This window comes from Paenibacillus glucanolyticus (assembly GCF_037333485.1).
Taxonomy (GTDB): Bacteria; Bacillota; Bacilli; order Paenibacillales; family Paenibacillaceae; genus Paenibacillus_AQ; species Paenibacillus_AQ glucanolyticus.
Window position 1 is genome coordinate 4318301 of record NZ_CP147845.1, and the last position, 13545, is coordinate 4331845.

18 protein-coding genes are annotated in these 13545 nt (G+C 48.1%); all 18 read right to left on the reverse strand.

Features of this window, described 5'->3' with window-relative positions; translation table 11 throughout:
- Positions 1-214: 214 nt before the first annotated feature.
- The 18 genes from WDY75_RS20250 to WDY75_RS20335 all read right to left on the reverse strand — a co-directional run bounded on the left by WDY75_RS20250 (position 215) and on the right by WDY75_RS20335 (position 13544).
- A complete protein-coding gene (locus WDY75_RS20250; protein WP_036636835.1) occupies positions 215-955 on the reverse strand; it encodes a DUF3939 domain-containing protein in 741 nt (246 codons plus the stop codon).
- A gap of 36 nt (positions 956-991) precedes the next feature.
- Entirely contained in the window at positions 992-1351 is a 360-nt protein-coding gene (locus tag WDY75_RS20255; RefSeq protein WP_036636832.1) for a 2Fe-2S iron-sulfur cluster-binding protein, read from the reverse strand.
- Positions 1352-1418: 67 nt separating this feature from the next.
- Positions 1419-2009 carry a hypothetical protein gene (locus WDY75_RS20260; RefSeq protein WP_006209458.1) on the reverse strand — a complete coding sequence of 197 codons (591 nt, stop codon included), beginning with the start codon at positions 2007-2009 and terminating at the stop codon, positions 1419-1421.
- A 42-nt stretch (positions 2010-2051) separates the two neighbouring features.
- Complete coding sequence (locus WDY75_RS20265) at positions 2052-2231, reverse strand: DUF2768 family protein (RefSeq protein WP_006209457.1); 180 nt, start codon at positions 2229-2231, stop codon at positions 2052-2054.
- A 142-nt stretch (positions 2232-2373) separates the two neighbouring features.
- A complete protein-coding gene (locus WDY75_RS20270; RefSeq protein ID WP_006209456.1) occupies positions 2374-2649 on the reverse strand; it encodes a stage VI sporulation protein F in 276 nt (91 codons plus the stop codon).
- A 63-nt stretch (positions 2650-2712) separates the two neighbouring features.
- Positions 2713-3753, reverse strand: coding sequence for an NAD(P)H-dependent glycerol-3-phosphate dehydrogenase (locus WDY75_RS20275; protein ID WP_036636829.1), 1041 nt, complete (start codon positions 3751-3753; stop codon positions 2713-2715).
- Positions 3746-4372: a glycerol-3-phosphate 1-O-acyltransferase PlsY gene (gene plsY / locus WDY75_RS20280; RefSeq protein ID WP_006209454.1), complete on the reverse strand. Its 627-nt coding sequence runs from the start codon at positions 4370-4372 to the stop codon at positions 3746-3748. The genes WDY75_RS20275 and plsY overlap by 8 nt, the downstream gene beginning before the upstream one ends.
- An 11-nt stretch (positions 4373-4383) precedes the next feature.
- Positions 4384-5706, reverse strand: coding sequence for a ribosome biogenesis GTPase Der (gene der, locus WDY75_RS20285; RefSeq protein WP_006209453.1), 1323 nt, complete (start codon positions 5704-5706; stop codon positions 4384-4386).
- A gap of 210 nt (positions 5707-5916) precedes the next feature.
- Positions 5917-7134, reverse strand: coding sequence for a 30S ribosomal protein S1 (gene rpsA, locus WDY75_RS20290; protein ID WP_006209452.1), 1218 nt, complete (start codon positions 7132-7134; stop codon positions 5917-5919).
- A 120-nt stretch (positions 7135-7254) separates the two neighbouring features.
- Complete coding sequence (locus WDY75_RS20295) at positions 7255-7845, reverse strand: lysophospholipid acyltransferase family protein (protein ID WP_006209451.1); 591 nt, start codon at positions 7843-7845, stop codon at positions 7255-7257.
- A gap of 21 nt (positions 7846-7866) precedes the next feature.
- Positions 7867-8547, reverse strand: coding sequence for a (d)CMP kinase (gene cmk / locus WDY75_RS20300; RefSeq protein ID WP_063479127.1), 681 nt, complete (start codon positions 8545-8547; stop codon positions 7867-7869).
- A 175-nt stretch (positions 8548-8722) separates the two neighbouring features.
- On the reverse strand, positions 8723-9010 hold the full coding sequence (locus WDY75_RS20305) for a DUF5359 family protein (RefSeq protein ID WP_063479126.1): 288 nt from the start codon (positions 9008-9010) through the stop codon (positions 8723-8725).
- Positions 9011-9072: 62 nt separating this feature from the next.
- Positions 9073-9726 (reverse strand): flagellar brake protein, encoded by a 654-nt coding sequence (locus WDY75_RS20310; protein WP_006209448.1) that lies wholly within the window; start codon positions 9724-9726, stop codon positions 9073-9075.
- Between the two features lie 223 nt (positions 9727-9949).
- Positions 9950-11299 (reverse strand): germination protein YpeB, encoded by a 1350-nt coding sequence (ypeB, locus tag WDY75_RS20315; RefSeq protein ID WP_036636823.1) that lies wholly within the window; start codon positions 11297-11299, stop codon positions 9950-9952.
- 89 nt (positions 11300-11388) lie between these two features.
- Positions 11389-11535, reverse strand: a complete 147-nt coding sequence (locus WDY75_RS20320; RefSeq protein ID WP_006209446.1) for a hypothetical protein — start codon at positions 11533-11535, stop codon at positions 11389-11391.
- A 73-nt stretch (positions 11536-11608) separates the two neighbouring features.
- Entirely contained in the window at positions 11609-12304 is a 696-nt protein-coding gene (prsW, locus tag WDY75_RS20325) for a glutamic-type intramembrane protease PrsW (protein WP_006209445.1), read from the reverse strand.
- A 59-nt stretch (positions 12305-12363) separates the two neighbouring features.
- Positions 12364-12975, reverse strand: coding sequence for a genetic competence negative regulator (locus tag WDY75_RS20330; protein ID WP_006209444.1), 612 nt, complete (start codon positions 12973-12975; stop codon positions 12364-12366).
- 200 nt (positions 12976-13175) lie between these two features.
- Complete coding sequence (locus WDY75_RS20335) at positions 13176-13544, reverse strand: hypothetical protein (protein WP_006209443.1); 369 nt, start codon at positions 13542-13544, stop codon at positions 13176-13178.
- Position 13545: the final 1 nt, after the last annotated feature.

Sequence of the window (13545 nt, forward strand, 5' to 3'; positions counted from 1 at the left end):
GATGCGTCCCCGGACGTTGCCCTAAACCTCATGATGTGGGCAACCGACTCTTGCCCGCACTACTCTTTCAGATTATGAATATGCGCGCACTTTAATAGATATTCCAAATAGATTCATTCAATTTCAAAAAATCATCAAAAGGAGTGCATGGCCGATCCTTTGCTGCTAAAACAAAAAAATACCCGCCGGGCTCGACGGGTATTACAGATAGGAGTCAGGATTGCGGCTGGGCCACGGGCTGCCCGTCCTTCCACGTGTAAGCGACTGATTTTACGGGGACATAGTAGGATTCTTCCTCCAAAAACACCCGTAAATCTTGTCCTTCTTGGGGATCGGCCCCATTTTTCTGGATGGCCTGCATAATATCGAAGGCGTAATCCGCATAAACGGTACCCTCTTCATCCATGATGAAGGTCATCTCCTGACCTGAATACACACTCATCAGTTTCAGGGACTTGGCATCGGTCTTGGACAAGTCCACCGCCGTATAACCCGGATAGAGGGCTTCGCCTGCCGGCAGGGCGTTGTCATGGGACATTTTATACAGATTCACTGCTCTTTGAACGTCATTCACCTTCTGGGTCGTGGTCAAGTCCATGACCTTCACGGTCGGCTTCGTTTCTTCATTAATAATAAGAAAGTAACCGCTGCCACCCTGCTCGAAAGCCGTGTTCGGAATCTCATCGAGGTATCCTCTGCCCTTGAGTTGATCCAGATCGACCCGGTACTTCTCATACCGCGGAATCTCCTGGCCAGCCGTTATAATCGGCAGTATTCCCTGCTCCTTGTAAAAATCGTCCACTGCCGATTGTATTCTCTTGATACTCTCCCTGTATGAAACCTGGTTCTCCTGTAATTTCTCATCAGGGTACAGGCAGCCGGTAAGCAGCATCGGTAAAAGTACCAGGATCAAGACGGCAGACATCCGCTTTGAACGGCCCCCTGCTTGGGTCATCCCATTGACTATACTCAACTAACATCATCCTTCACTTTAAATAAAATCATCCAAATCTCGGCTCCTCGCAGCCTCCAACTGCTTGCGTACCGCAGCTTTGAGCGGATCCTCCGGAATCATGACCGTTACATGGTTTGTTATTCTTGTTTGACAGGATAACCGGTAGCCTTGCTCGATAAGGGTTGAACCCAGCTTTCGAATTTCCTTGGATTCAGGGGGCAAGCAGTGCCCACGCTCCTCCTTCGGTATGATAACCTTGCACATCAAACAGCCGGCTTTTCCTCCACAACGGGTCGGAATACGTACACCAGCCCGACGAGAGGCATCCAGAACATTCGTATGTTGACGAACCTTGGCTTTTTTCTGATCTGGCAAAAACAACACCTCGTAGTCCACCGGTAAACGCACCCCCTTTTCTTCCTTATGTACACAAACCTTCGTAATTGCATCTACATATGCTGTGCTAAAGCTGCAGTCCCATTAAACGATTCAATATCTCAAGATGCTCCACGCTCAGACGATTACGGCTTATTAACTGCTGGAGAAGCGGAATGTGATTGTCCTTGTCCTTCAGGATAGCCTCCCCAATAGCTTCATAACGATCCTGCCTGTCCCGCAGCACGTTGAACACCAGTTCATGGGATAACGGCATCAGCCGTACCGCAGCGTCCCGTATACGGCTCTCTGGCGCTGCTTGGTACAAGAGTGACTCAATCTCTACCCTATAGGAGGATCCTGAAGAATTGATCTGAAAGCTGCCCACCAGCTCGATAGGGACTTCGTTAATGACATAGTGGCTCAGAATCGAGGAATACATTCCTTCCTGATCAAGGCGGGGAGCATCAACTGCCGCTGAAGCCAGCGTCTCATGTAATGGGTGAACACCCTCCGCATCGGTATATAAATCGATATCCCTCGGCGGTTTATCCAGCTTCACGTCCTGTAGAAGCAAGCTGCAGCTCCCGCCAAGCAGCCATGCGGTATAAGCCCGATTCAGTCTGTGAATGGCGGCAGCTAGTACCTTCTCCAATTCCGGCAGATCATTCAGCGTCATGCTGCACCCCTTTTACCTTATCATCCCTGACGGCTTCCTTTGTTATATGATGGAGGCCAGTCCAATAATAAAACCAAAAATCATCATCATAAAGGCCACAAACGACAAAGTGCCGCGCAGGAAACCCTTCGTCTTGCTTCGCGCAAGTGTAACCACGATGACAGACAGCGCCATAATCAATAATGCGACAAGGGACAGCCACATCTTTTGCATTGGATCCATGTCACGAAACTCTCCAATCTCTCATCAAATTATTCAACCTATTATATCACGAAAACGGTACCTCCTCACCCCAGGTTTGTCGAAAAAAAGAACAAAAGCCGCCGCCCAGCCGGACGTGGCTTTTGTTCATCATTGCTGCAACTTATTTGTTCATCATCATTTTCATCAAGGCTTCCATATTGCTTGGATTCATGCCGCTCTTCTTCACGGCTCCGACAATCTCCTGGATTGTATCCTCACTAACCGGTATGTTCGCCATGGAAGACACCTGTTTGATCAGTTGACGGAGCTGGGCTTCATTTTGCATTGTAGACGGCTTAACCGTGCTAGCCAGCTTATTGACAGCCCCTGAAGAAATTTTCTTGCCGCTTTTCTTGTTGATCGCATTCAGTACATCCTTGTGAAAGCTTTTGCTCATTTCCACCCCTCCTCCGACATCCTCACAACAATATATGAGAGAGCTATCGGAATGGTGAATAAGCTAGGTGTGCCACTGTTCCCAAGTTTCAAGCGGCATCAATTCCATCTCGGTCTTGGGATCCCGGCCCATTAAAGCTTCCACAGCAGTACGGGGATTGCGATCCTGGAAGAGCACATGATACAGCTGATCGGCAATCGGCATCTGCACGCCATATTTCTCAGAAATGGCATGTGCCGCTTTGGTCGTCCGAATTCCTTCCACAACCATCCCCATGGAGCCCAGAACTTCGTCCAGCTTCTTGCCTTGGCCCAGCATAGAGCCTGCTCGCCAGTTCCGGCTGTGTTGACTCGTAGCGGTAACCACAAGGTCCCCGATGCCGGCAAGCCCGGCAAACGTAAGCGGATTTGCTCCCATCTCCATACCGATTCGCAATATTTCCGCCAACCCTCTGGTGATGAGCGCTGCCTTGGCGTTGTCACCAAAGCCCAAGCCATCTGACATCCCGGCACCTAGTGCAATGATATTCTTCAAAGCCCCGGCAAGTTCCACACCAATCATATCCCGGTTCGTATATACTCTGAAATACGTGTTCATAAACAAATCCTGGGCAGCTGTGGCGGCCGCAGCATCCGATGATGCTACAACAACGGTAGTAGGACAGCGTCTAACTACTTCTTCCGCGTGGCTTGGTCCGGATAATACCACCACACGTCCTTCCTCACAGCCAAGCTCCTCGGAAATGACGGTAGACATCCGCTTCAAGGATTCAGTCTCGAACCCCTTCGTCGCATGGATGACCAGCATATCCTCAGTCCAATATGGCTTCAATTGGCCCGTGACCTCCCGCATAGCGGATGAAGGTGCAACAATGACCACAGCAACAGCCGAAGAAACCGCTTCTTCCATATGGGTTGTAGCGCGGATATTCGATGATAACTCCACACCGGGCAAATAACGGTTATTGGTATGAGACTCGTTAATTTCACGAGTCTGTTCCTCCGTTCTTGTCCAGACTACAACATTCAGATGATTCGAAGCGAGAACACTTGCCAAAGCGGTTCCCCAACTACCTGCCACCAGAACAGCGACTTTGTCAGACAACACGCTTCCCTCCTTTGTCTTTTCCTTTTCCCGAACCCAACTTATTCTCACGACCCTGTACAAGCTTCACAATATTCGTACGATGCCGCCAGAAGGCGAACACACATATAATCAAGCTTGTCCAAAAAATCGGCCAAGAATATCCTGCAATTAAAAGAAAAACAGGGGTGAGAAGCACAAAAATAAGGGAACCCAAAGATACATAACGGGTAAAAACAATCGATAGAATTGCAATAATGCCTGCTATAAACGCCGGTAAAAAGCAAAGTGTGGCCAGCACACCAATGGCGGTTGCAATCCCTTTGCCGCCTCGAAAACGGAAATAGAGCGGCCAATTATGACCGATTATGGCCGCAATTCCGCATAAACCAGGCAGCCACTCATTGTCTCCCCCGAGCCATCGTCCGATCCAAACCGCAGCGATGCCCTTCATTACATCCAATGCCAACACAAGTATGGCAGGCCCCTTCCCCAAGACGCGGAGGGTATTGGTTGCCCCGGCGTTGCCGCTGCCATGCTGGCGAATGTCGATCCCTTTGAGGATTTTGGCAAATAGTACGCTAAAGCTCACCGAACCAAGTAAATAACACACTACAATCGCTACGATCTCCAGAATCAAGCTATTCTCCCCTAACTCTCATCAGACTTTCTTCGTGTAAATATCCTGATGGGTGTACCTTCAAAATCAAACGCTGCCCGAATCTTGTTCTCGAGATAACGCTCATACGAGAAGTGCATCAATTCAGGATCGTTGACAAATACAACCATGGTTGGCGGTTTAACCGCAACCTGTGTTGAGTAGTTAATGCGCAATCTTCTTCCTTTATCCGTTGGAGGCGGATTGATGGCAATCGCATCCGATATCACATCGTTAAGCAGATGTGTCTGGACGCGAAGTGAATGCTGATCGGCCACATGTTTAACCACGGGGAGCAGCTTCTGCAATCTCTGCTTTGTTTTGGCGGACAGGAATACGATCGGTGCGTAGGTCATGAACAAGAAATGATCCCGGATCTTCTTCTCGAACTGCTGCATCGTCTTATCTTCCTTCTCAACCATATCCCATTTGTTGACAACGAACAAAGAAGCTTTACCAGCCTCGTATGCATACCCTGCAATATGCTTGTCCTGCTCGATGATGCCTTCCTCGCCATTAATGAGCACGAGCACCACATCTGCACGCTCGATGGCACGCATCGCACGCATGACACTGTATTTCTCTGTCGTCTCGTAGACCTTGCCCCGCTTACGCATACCTGCGGTATCGATGAGCACATAACGCTGCCCGTCTTTCTCGAACGGTGTATCAATTGCATCACGCGTAGTCCCGGCAACGTCGCTGACAATAACACGTTCTTCTCCCAATATCGCATTAACGAGGGAAGACTTGCCGACATTCGGTCTGCCAATCAAAGCGACACGAATAACATCCTCGTCATATCCGTCATCCTCAAGCTCCGGCAAGTTCTCCACGACAACGTCAAGCAGATCCCCGATTCCGGTCCCGTGGCTTCCCGATATACCCACAGGATCGCCAAATCCTAAGGAATAGAATTCGTAGATATCATCAACACGCTTCAAATTATCCACTTTGTTTACGCTTAGAATAACCGGCTTGCCGGATCGGAACAGAATTTGTGCAACTTCCTCGTCCGATTGAGTAACCCCCGCTTTAGCATCGCACATAAATACGATGACATCCGCTTCTTCAATCGCAAGCTCTGCCTGCATGCGTATGGATTTCAATATCATGTCGTCACCGTCGATTTCGATACCCCCGGTATCGATGACGCTGAACGCTTTGCCGTTCCATTCGGCACTTCCGTAAATCCGGTCACGGGTAATGCCCGGTTTATCTTCAACGATGGCTAATCTGTCGCCAATCAGTCGGTTAAATATGGTGGATTTACCGACGTTAGGTCGTCCAACGATAGCCACTACGGGTCTTGCCATAGTCACTCCTCCTGTCAATTCTTACGATTATCATCATAGCAAAAAACGTTACAATTGGCTAACCTTTCATCTTATTTCTATTATGCTCTACCCCATGTTACAACATCCGTTCACGTTCGTCCCCTAAAAAAACAAATGGCGAACCCAGATTTCTGGGTTCGCCGACTTCGTTATGATAGGTCAATAGACCGAACAAAACTGTTCCCGGGCTTACTTGAATTTGCTCAGCTTATCGCCAAAACGCTCTCCAAGCGTAACACTCATGCCTTGATTGTTCAAAGAAACGTTAGGGTTGTCTTTCAGATCGATTTTAGGACCTTTGGACGGTTTTTCAGCTCGTGGAGCTTGAGCTGGTGCCTCTTCAGTTTCTTTGATGCTCAGGCTTACACGCTGCTCGGAAGTGTTGATATCAAGCACTTTAACCTGAACTTCCTGGCCTTCTTTCAATACTTCTTGCGGAGTACCGATATGCTTGTGGGAGATTTGGGAGATATGAACCAAACCTTCAACACCTGGAGCCAGCTCAACGAATGCGCCAAAAGTAACCAGACGTTTTACAACCCCTGTCACGATGTCGCCAGTGTTGAATTGCTCTCCAGCTGTTTCCCATGGACCAGGAGCTGCTGCTTTGATACTGAGGCTGATTTTGCCTTTTTCAGGATCAACTTTCAGCACTTTCACGCGAACTTGGTCGCCTTCGGACAATACATCGGCAGGCTTCTCAACATGGCTCCAAGCAATCTCGGATACATGAACCAAACCGTCAACGCCGCCCACGTCAACAAATGCGCCGAATTGGGTAAGACGTTGTACTGTACCTTCCAGCACTTGACCGTCTTGAAGCTCGGACATTACTTTTTGTTTGTTGGATTCGAACTCTTCTTCCAGAACATCCTTCTGGGAAAGAATCACTTTGTTGTTCTCGCGGTCCAGTTCTTTCACTTTTACGCGAAGTGTGCGGCCTTTGTAGTCGCTGAAATCTTCAACAAAATGACGTTCTACCATAGACGCAGGAATAAAGCCGCGTGCACCAACATCGGCTACAAGTCCGCCTTTCACCACGTCAGCCACCGTTACTTCGAATACGTCTTGATCTGCAAAATGTTTCTCAAGCTCTTCCCATGAATTCTCGGTGTCGATCGCGCGCTTGGAAAGAACCAGGCTTTCCTTGTCGTCGTTAATGCTAACGACTTTGCATTCTACCTCTTGGCCAACCTGAACCGCATCAGATGCATTATCAAGTTGTACAGAAGACAGTTCGCGAACAGGAATTACGCCGTCATATTTATATCCAATGCTTACGTAAGCTTGGTTGTCCTCCAGTTTGACGATCGTCCCTTTCACGGTGTCCCCTTTTTTCAAGGATACGATTTGGTCCAGCTGCTCTTGGTTTTCAGCAGCCTCTTGATTTCTTGTTTCTTCCGACATGTCAAATAACCTCCTCAATTCAAACCCCATTTATTTAAACTCGCATTCGCGAAGTTCAAAACATAATTGCTGTAGTATCTTCCCAACTTTCCCATGCTTTTTATGCATGGAGCGAATAAATCAGTTCACGGTTGGTTTGCCGCTTGCACGCATTTCATGAATCTTCGCCATGATCATTCCAGTTGCCGCATCCAGTGCCTCTGGTGATTTATCCCCCTCAAACTGGGACAGATCCACAGGTGCGCCGTAGATGATCTTCACTTTTCTAAAAAGCTTGTAATCACCGATAATCGCAGCTGGTATGACCGTTGCCCCGCTGCGGAGAGCAAAACTTGCTGCACCCCGTTTCGCTGCGGTAGCATCCGAGTTGCGTGTCCCTTCGGGAAAGATGCCCATGATCTCGCCGGAACGCAAGATGGTAAGGGCCATCTTGATGGAATCTTTGCTCACTCCACCGCGCTTCACCGGAAAAGCTCCAAGCTGGCGGACCAGCCATCCGAACACCGGAATTTTGAACAGTTCCGCCTTCGCCATGAATTTCACCTGGCGTTTGACGTGGATCCCGACAGATATTGGATCTCTTATGCTAATATGATTGCTGCAGATTAGCACGCCGCCTTCTGAAGGTATGTTATGTACGCCGACAGATTCAAATCTGTAGAGAATAGCGAACAAACCGCGGACCACCGCTCTGCAAAAAAGATAAATCATTGCTTTTTCTCCCCATCCCACTTAAGTTTCGCAATATGAAAGAATCGCTTCAACAACCTGGTTGATATCCATATGTGTCGTGTCCAGAATGATGGCATCCTCTGCGCATCGGAGCGGCGACACTTCACGTTCCTGGTCAAGCCTGTCACGTTCTGCGATATCTTTTTCCAGTTGTTCCAGCGTGATGCCTTCATCACTCAACTCATTGAAGCGGCGGAGAGCACGTTCCTTGACACTGGCCGTCATGAAAATCTTCACCTCAGCATCCGGCAAAACCGTCGTGCCAATGTCACGCCCATCCATGACAACGCCTTTCTCCAGCGCCATTTGCTGCTGCAAACGGACAAGCTTTATCCGTACGCCCTCGATTCGTGCATATTTGGATACCACTGCACTAACCTGGTGTGAACGAATATAGGGTGTGACATCTTCCCCGTTCAGCAAAACCATTTGACCATTTTCATGCGGTTTTAATTCAATCACCATGTTTTGTGCATGTTGAAGCACTTTTTCGGGATCTTCCGGAGAAATCCCTTGGTTCAGCATGAACCAGGTGACTGCCCTGTACATGGCTCCGGTATCCACATAGATGTACTGCAGCCTGCTGGCCACCATACGTGCTACTGTGCTTTTACCCGCGCCTGCCGGACCGTCAATGGCAATATTGATTCTGTCGCGATAACCTGTCCCCTGCATAACCAACGGGGCATTCCTCCTCAAACATATACCTCGAAATCGAAAGGGCTTACCATCCAGATAGGACGGAATCACACTTCCTGAGAAAAAATATACAAGAAAGCGCGAGATGAATTCTGCACCATTCTTATATTTCAAGAAAAAAGCAGGCGCCCGCCTGCGACGTGAAAATTATACCACACTAGCTAGAGTGATGCAAAAGAGAAGGGGTGTTTTCCCCCATCCAATCGTTTACATTTGGCTCGTTGACGGGAACGCCCTCCATTTGCTGAACCGGCGAAATATAAGGTCTGCTGGGCTCATAATGCAGCAAGAGCTGGGTAATGACCAAAGAGACTACAAGTCCGATCAGCAGCTTAAACAGCGCTTTTCCGTAACGGTCATGAAGGGCTTGTCCATTCTCATGGAGCGCAGCATTAAGTTCTGTTTCTTCATTCAACGGGTCTTGATGAGGCTTTGCTTCTGTCATGGCAAACGGTCCCTCCGGTACAAATTTCGGGTAGTGTACCACCGTTATACCATTTTTATGCATCATCGATTGCGAAAATCGAACTGTCTTTCGAAACAGTACCGGATCAGCTTTTGACGTTCCATATCTACGATATGATTGAATTTCAGCATAACGATGCTTCGATTCGTGGGCAGCTGCTTAACCCGCACCACCTCGCCTTCAAAAGGGACGTGCTCCACCGCACCATTCTTGTACGGTATCAGAACCCAGCAAGTCAGCAAGCTTCCTTCCGAAATGGATTGGCCCGGTTTTAGATGAAAGGATACGCCGCCGCCGCCGACATCATCGGTTTTGGTTAAGAACTGTGTGCCGTCTTTAGCAATAACAGCAACTTCGAGCTCCGCCTGCACCCTCAGGAAACTTCTTCTCTGAACCTTCGTTATCTGATCGGGATCCGGCTTCTTAATACGAACCAGCCGTATAATGTCTTCGTGATGGCTCAAGACGTAGGAATTAAAGTAGTTCTTCACGCCGCCCTCACTTAAGAAATACGCTGACAGCTCGTCCCCAATGAAGAGCTTCTTCAGCCTCCCGGTGCCTTCCTGTAGCGGAACCTCCATATACATGGATTCATCATCCATGTCGGAAATGCGGGATTTATATACAATCTTGGCTTCCTTTTCATCCCCCGTATCCAACTGGATATAGAGGACATCATTGATCTTTGGATACAATGCGCTCACCCACTAATTCATGATAATCAATATTTACCATTATATCATGCGAGCCCTGGGTCTATGGGATAAAATCTTCGATTGAAAATGTAAACATGTCTCCCCTTCGCAAACAACGGTTTGTCTGAGGCACTATTCAAGCGCTGATTCCACTGCATCTGCACATTAAAAAAACCGGTCAAGGAGTCTCCTTAACCGGTTCATGCCACCATGTTTAGCGCCGTTATTTAATGCCTGCCTGTGCATCCTTCACGACTTCAACCGTTTCCTCAAGGCCGGTATCCGAATTAATATAGATCCGGTATTGCGAGCCGTTGATACGTCCGCCAAACTCGTAGCACAGCACATCCTCCGAACGGTCATTCTTAATTAATGCTTTGCGGTGATAAAGCACCTTGAATTCAGGGTTCAGCACTTTCTCCGCTTCTGCAAGACTCATCTTCGGCTGTGGAATTTGCCGCTTCATCTGGTGCTCATATACAAAGTCGCTGGCCTGAAAACCAATGACATCCCCGTTGTCCATCGCCGAACGAACGGTGATTTTCTCCGGATAGATCAGGACGCCGTCCTCTTCACGGACAAAAGAGAAGTTGGCGAGGTTGTCGTATTGGTCAGCTGAAACCACGGTCATGTCGGAGTAACCCTTTTTCGTCAGGAATTGCTGAGCTTTGTCGATGGCATCCTGGACCGATACTTTCTTCGCACCGACCTTGCGCTCATCCGTATAGGAGATCAATTGCCCTCCTTTTTCGGTAAAATCCAGGCTGAGCATATGACCGTTCGGGTGTTTTACCTTAGCTGTATAGGATACCCATTCCGTGCCGCTGCCGTTCTTCGTGACTTGGACTTTGGCCTGGTTGCCAGCATCCGAGAACTTCAGCGCTTTCCGCTTCACATCCTCTTCCGAAATCGGCATGCCTGCCAACTGCTTGACAGAGCGTCTGTCATAAATGCTGCTGACCGACGGACCCCAGTCCAGCTCAGGGTAAGACTCGACTTTTTTGTCTACCGTTTTGAAACCATCGATAATGGAGTTGTCTCCTACCTTGTTCGTGGCAAGTGCTGTTTCTACATCCATCCAGCGCAAGCTGTTGGTGATGACTTTGTTCTGCACATGCTGCAAATCCTTCGTAATTTCGCCGGAGTTGGCATATAGGGATTTCAGCGTTTTAACCTCATTGTCACTTAGCGGTTCCTTGGTGAAATCTCGGACACCTGTTTTATAGGCAAAATTCGATATCCGGGATAAGAATTCTTCGGTCTTGTTGAAGGGCAGCAGCGTAAGCGGCAGCTGGCTGATCTCATTCTGTGCCTCGCTGGTCAGACGCCATACATTCATCAAGCCCTTCCGGTGCATCCCCTGGGAAGTAGAACTGACCGCAAGTGTGTTGCCGAGCTCGGCATGGATCCTGTCCATATTGTAGGACAAGTCGTGGAATGCCCGTTGGTATTGGTTCTCGGCGTTAATCAATATTGCGTTTTTCTCTTTATTCTCTTGATATCCCCATACCAGAGCCCCGATCAATAAAATTGTGGCCACAGGAAACAGAATAGCACTTAATCGTTTGTACATGATGCGATAGTCTCCTTTCTTCTACTCACTGAGGTTAGTTTGACTAGAAGGAAGAAGTCTTATGCATATCTGTATAATTACTTCATCATTTAGAAATCTTCCTCAATATCGAAGTGATCCCGGTTGTTGCACAGGCATTGCTTAAACCCGGTTTCGATCCGGCCATCTTCCTTCTTCCCGCGCAGAATAAAGCGCTCACCACAATCTTTGCAAAGGATTTTCACTTTTATACGCAAAAAAAGACACCTCCCACTCTATATTTCCTTGGCTGACAGCCAAGGCCTATAGAATGAAGTGTGCCCTTATTTATTACGTGTTAACCTCTTCCTCCCGTTTTATGAAACGAAAAGGAGAACGGTTGTTAGCCCTTGAGATCTTACCCATGCCGCCATACCATAACAGCACCATCAGCGGCACGATGAACCATATCCATGAATGGGCCAGCAGATTCAGAATCAGGTCGTACAGACCGTGCCACATCCAAGGCAGGAGGAGGGACAAAGCTAGGAAAAATCTTCTCCGCTTTCCTTCCGTGAATCTCGCATGCCCCATGTAGTAACCCATGATGACACCGAACATCGCGTGCCCCGAAACGGGTAGCAGTGCCCGCAAGAACATGGGACCAAAAGCAGCCTGACTGTACCACGCGTAAAGCAAGTTCTCTACAGTAGCGAAACCCAGCGATATAGCCGCTGCATAAAGGATACCATCATAAGGCTCGTCAAATTCCTTGTGTTTGAAAATAATATGGTACATCATAAACCATTTCAGAAACTCCTCAACGCCCGCTGAAACGAACAGTGAGTTGACTACCGGATGATCGCCAAGCCATAGTATCATTCCCCGCTGCAAAATCATAATCGGGAAAACGATCAGAACCCCAAGCATAAACACCTTGATCACCATATGCAGGGGTTCTTGATCATACCTATCTTTCAGGTAAAAATACGTGAGCAATGCGAGTCCCGGCGCCAAAGCTGACGCAATTACCGAGAACACCAGCACTAAAAAATTCCCCTTCCGTTAGTTGCGGGCCTGAAGTCCGGCACGCACGCCCACATTGATTAACGCTGACGCTGGAAGTGTGTACAGATTACCTCAACTGCTTGCTGAGGCATCACTTTCTTCCCGTATTCCTCCAGCACAGCTTCCGTTACTGAGGAGGATTCGCCGAATTCAGCCAGCATGGCAATGACCGCCGGCAGCTTCTCGCTGTTCAGTTCCTCAGGATCGAAATACAAAAACCATTTATCCATATAGTGATAGAGCTTACCTGCTCCGTCTACAAGTTCCTTCAACATATGCGATGCTTCAATGAGCACTTCAAAATCTTGAAAAACATAGACGATGGTATCACTTTGATCCAGCGTTACTTCCATTTCATAAATCTCGTCCGGCATATCTTCTTCGGACAAGCTGCTAAAATGGTGATCGTATTTCCCTCTCGTCACAATAACCACCATGCCCTGGGCAGGCAGTGCAAACACCTCAACGGCAAGAGGTCCGGTGGCATCAAACCCGAGTTCACTGTAGGCCTGATCCATCATCTCCGTAAACAGGTCATAAACTTTCGGTATTTCCTGCCACATCTCTTCCTTCTGGATCCCACGCTCACTCAGATCGTCAAACGTGAGGAAAATCCGTATCTTATCTTGACTCAAACGCTCTATTTTCATGACAGGATCCTCCTTACGTAAACAAAAGTTTATAACAAATTATGATGTCTGGATTATGACGTGATAAAAATGGTTTTATATAATTGATTTTATCATTTAATACCCACAAATGCACGTAAATATGTAGCTGAAGAAAAAAGAATCATTCACAGGGATGTGAAGTCCACTCCCCGAGAATGATTCAAAAAGGTGCGTGTCGTTTACAAACCCGGTATGACGGTGTGAGTCTCTTTGAGAATCTGTTCGACTTCGTTCTTCACGTCTGGATTGTTGCGGATAAAGTCCTTTACTTGCTTCAGGTTGGCAGCTTTCGAATGGGTCGATGTCTGTCCACCAGAAGTTCTGTCGGAATGAGTGGAGCCGTTACGGCCTGAACTGGGAGACACGCTTTCATGGCTTGAGCCGTAGTTATGGCTTTTTGTGCCTTGAATTTTACTCATCGCGGTATCCGCAAAGCGGCCCAGGTTCACATCTTTCATCATGGAAGAGAAACCCATGTTTTTACGGGAAATCATCCGGCATGCAACGGCACCGATAATGACACCATATAGAAATGACGAAGTCTTCACA

Excerpts from the sequence above, each read along its gene's own strand:
- WDY75_RS20250 (WP_036636835.1), bottom strand. The coding sequence starts at position 955 with ATGACCCAAGCAGGGGGCCGTTCAAAGCGGATGTCTGCCGTCTTGATC.
- WDY75_RS20260 (WP_006209458.1), bottom strand. The coding sequence starts at position 2,009 with ATGACGCTGAATGATCTGCCGGAATTGGAGAAGGTACTAGCTGCCGCC.
- WDY75_RS20265 (WP_006209457.1), bottom strand. The coding sequence starts at position 2,231 with ATGGATCCAATGCAAAAGATGTGGCTGTCCCTTGTCGCATTATTGATT.
- WDY75_RS20270 (WP_006209456.1), bottom strand. The coding sequence starts at position 2,649 with ATGAGCAAAAGCTTTCACAAGGATGTACTGAATGCGATCAACAAGAAA.
- der (WP_006209453.1), bottom strand. The coding sequence starts at position 5,706 with ATGGCAAGACCCGTAGTGGCTATCGTTGGACGACCTAACGTCGGTAAA.
- rpsA (WP_006209452.1), bottom strand. The coding sequence starts at position 7,134 with ATGTCGGAAGAAACAAGAAATCAAGAGGCTGCTGAAAACCAAGAGCAG.
- WDY75_RS20295 (WP_006209451.1), bottom strand. The coding sequence starts at position 7,845 with ATGATTTATCTTTTTTGCAGAGCGGTGGTCCGCGGTTTGTTCGCTATT.
- WDY75_RS20305 (WP_063479126.1), bottom strand. The coding sequence starts at position 9,010 with ATGACAGAAGCAAAGCCTCATCAAGACCCGTTGAATGAAGAAACAGAA.
- ypeB (WP_036636823.1), bottom strand. The coding sequence starts at position 11,299 with ATGTACAAACGATTAAGTGCTATTCTGTTTCCTGTGGCCACAATTTTA.
- WDY75_RS20330 (WP_006209444.1), bottom strand. The coding sequence starts at position 12,975 with ATGAAAATAGAGCGTTTGAGTCAAGATAAGATACGGATTTTCCTCACG.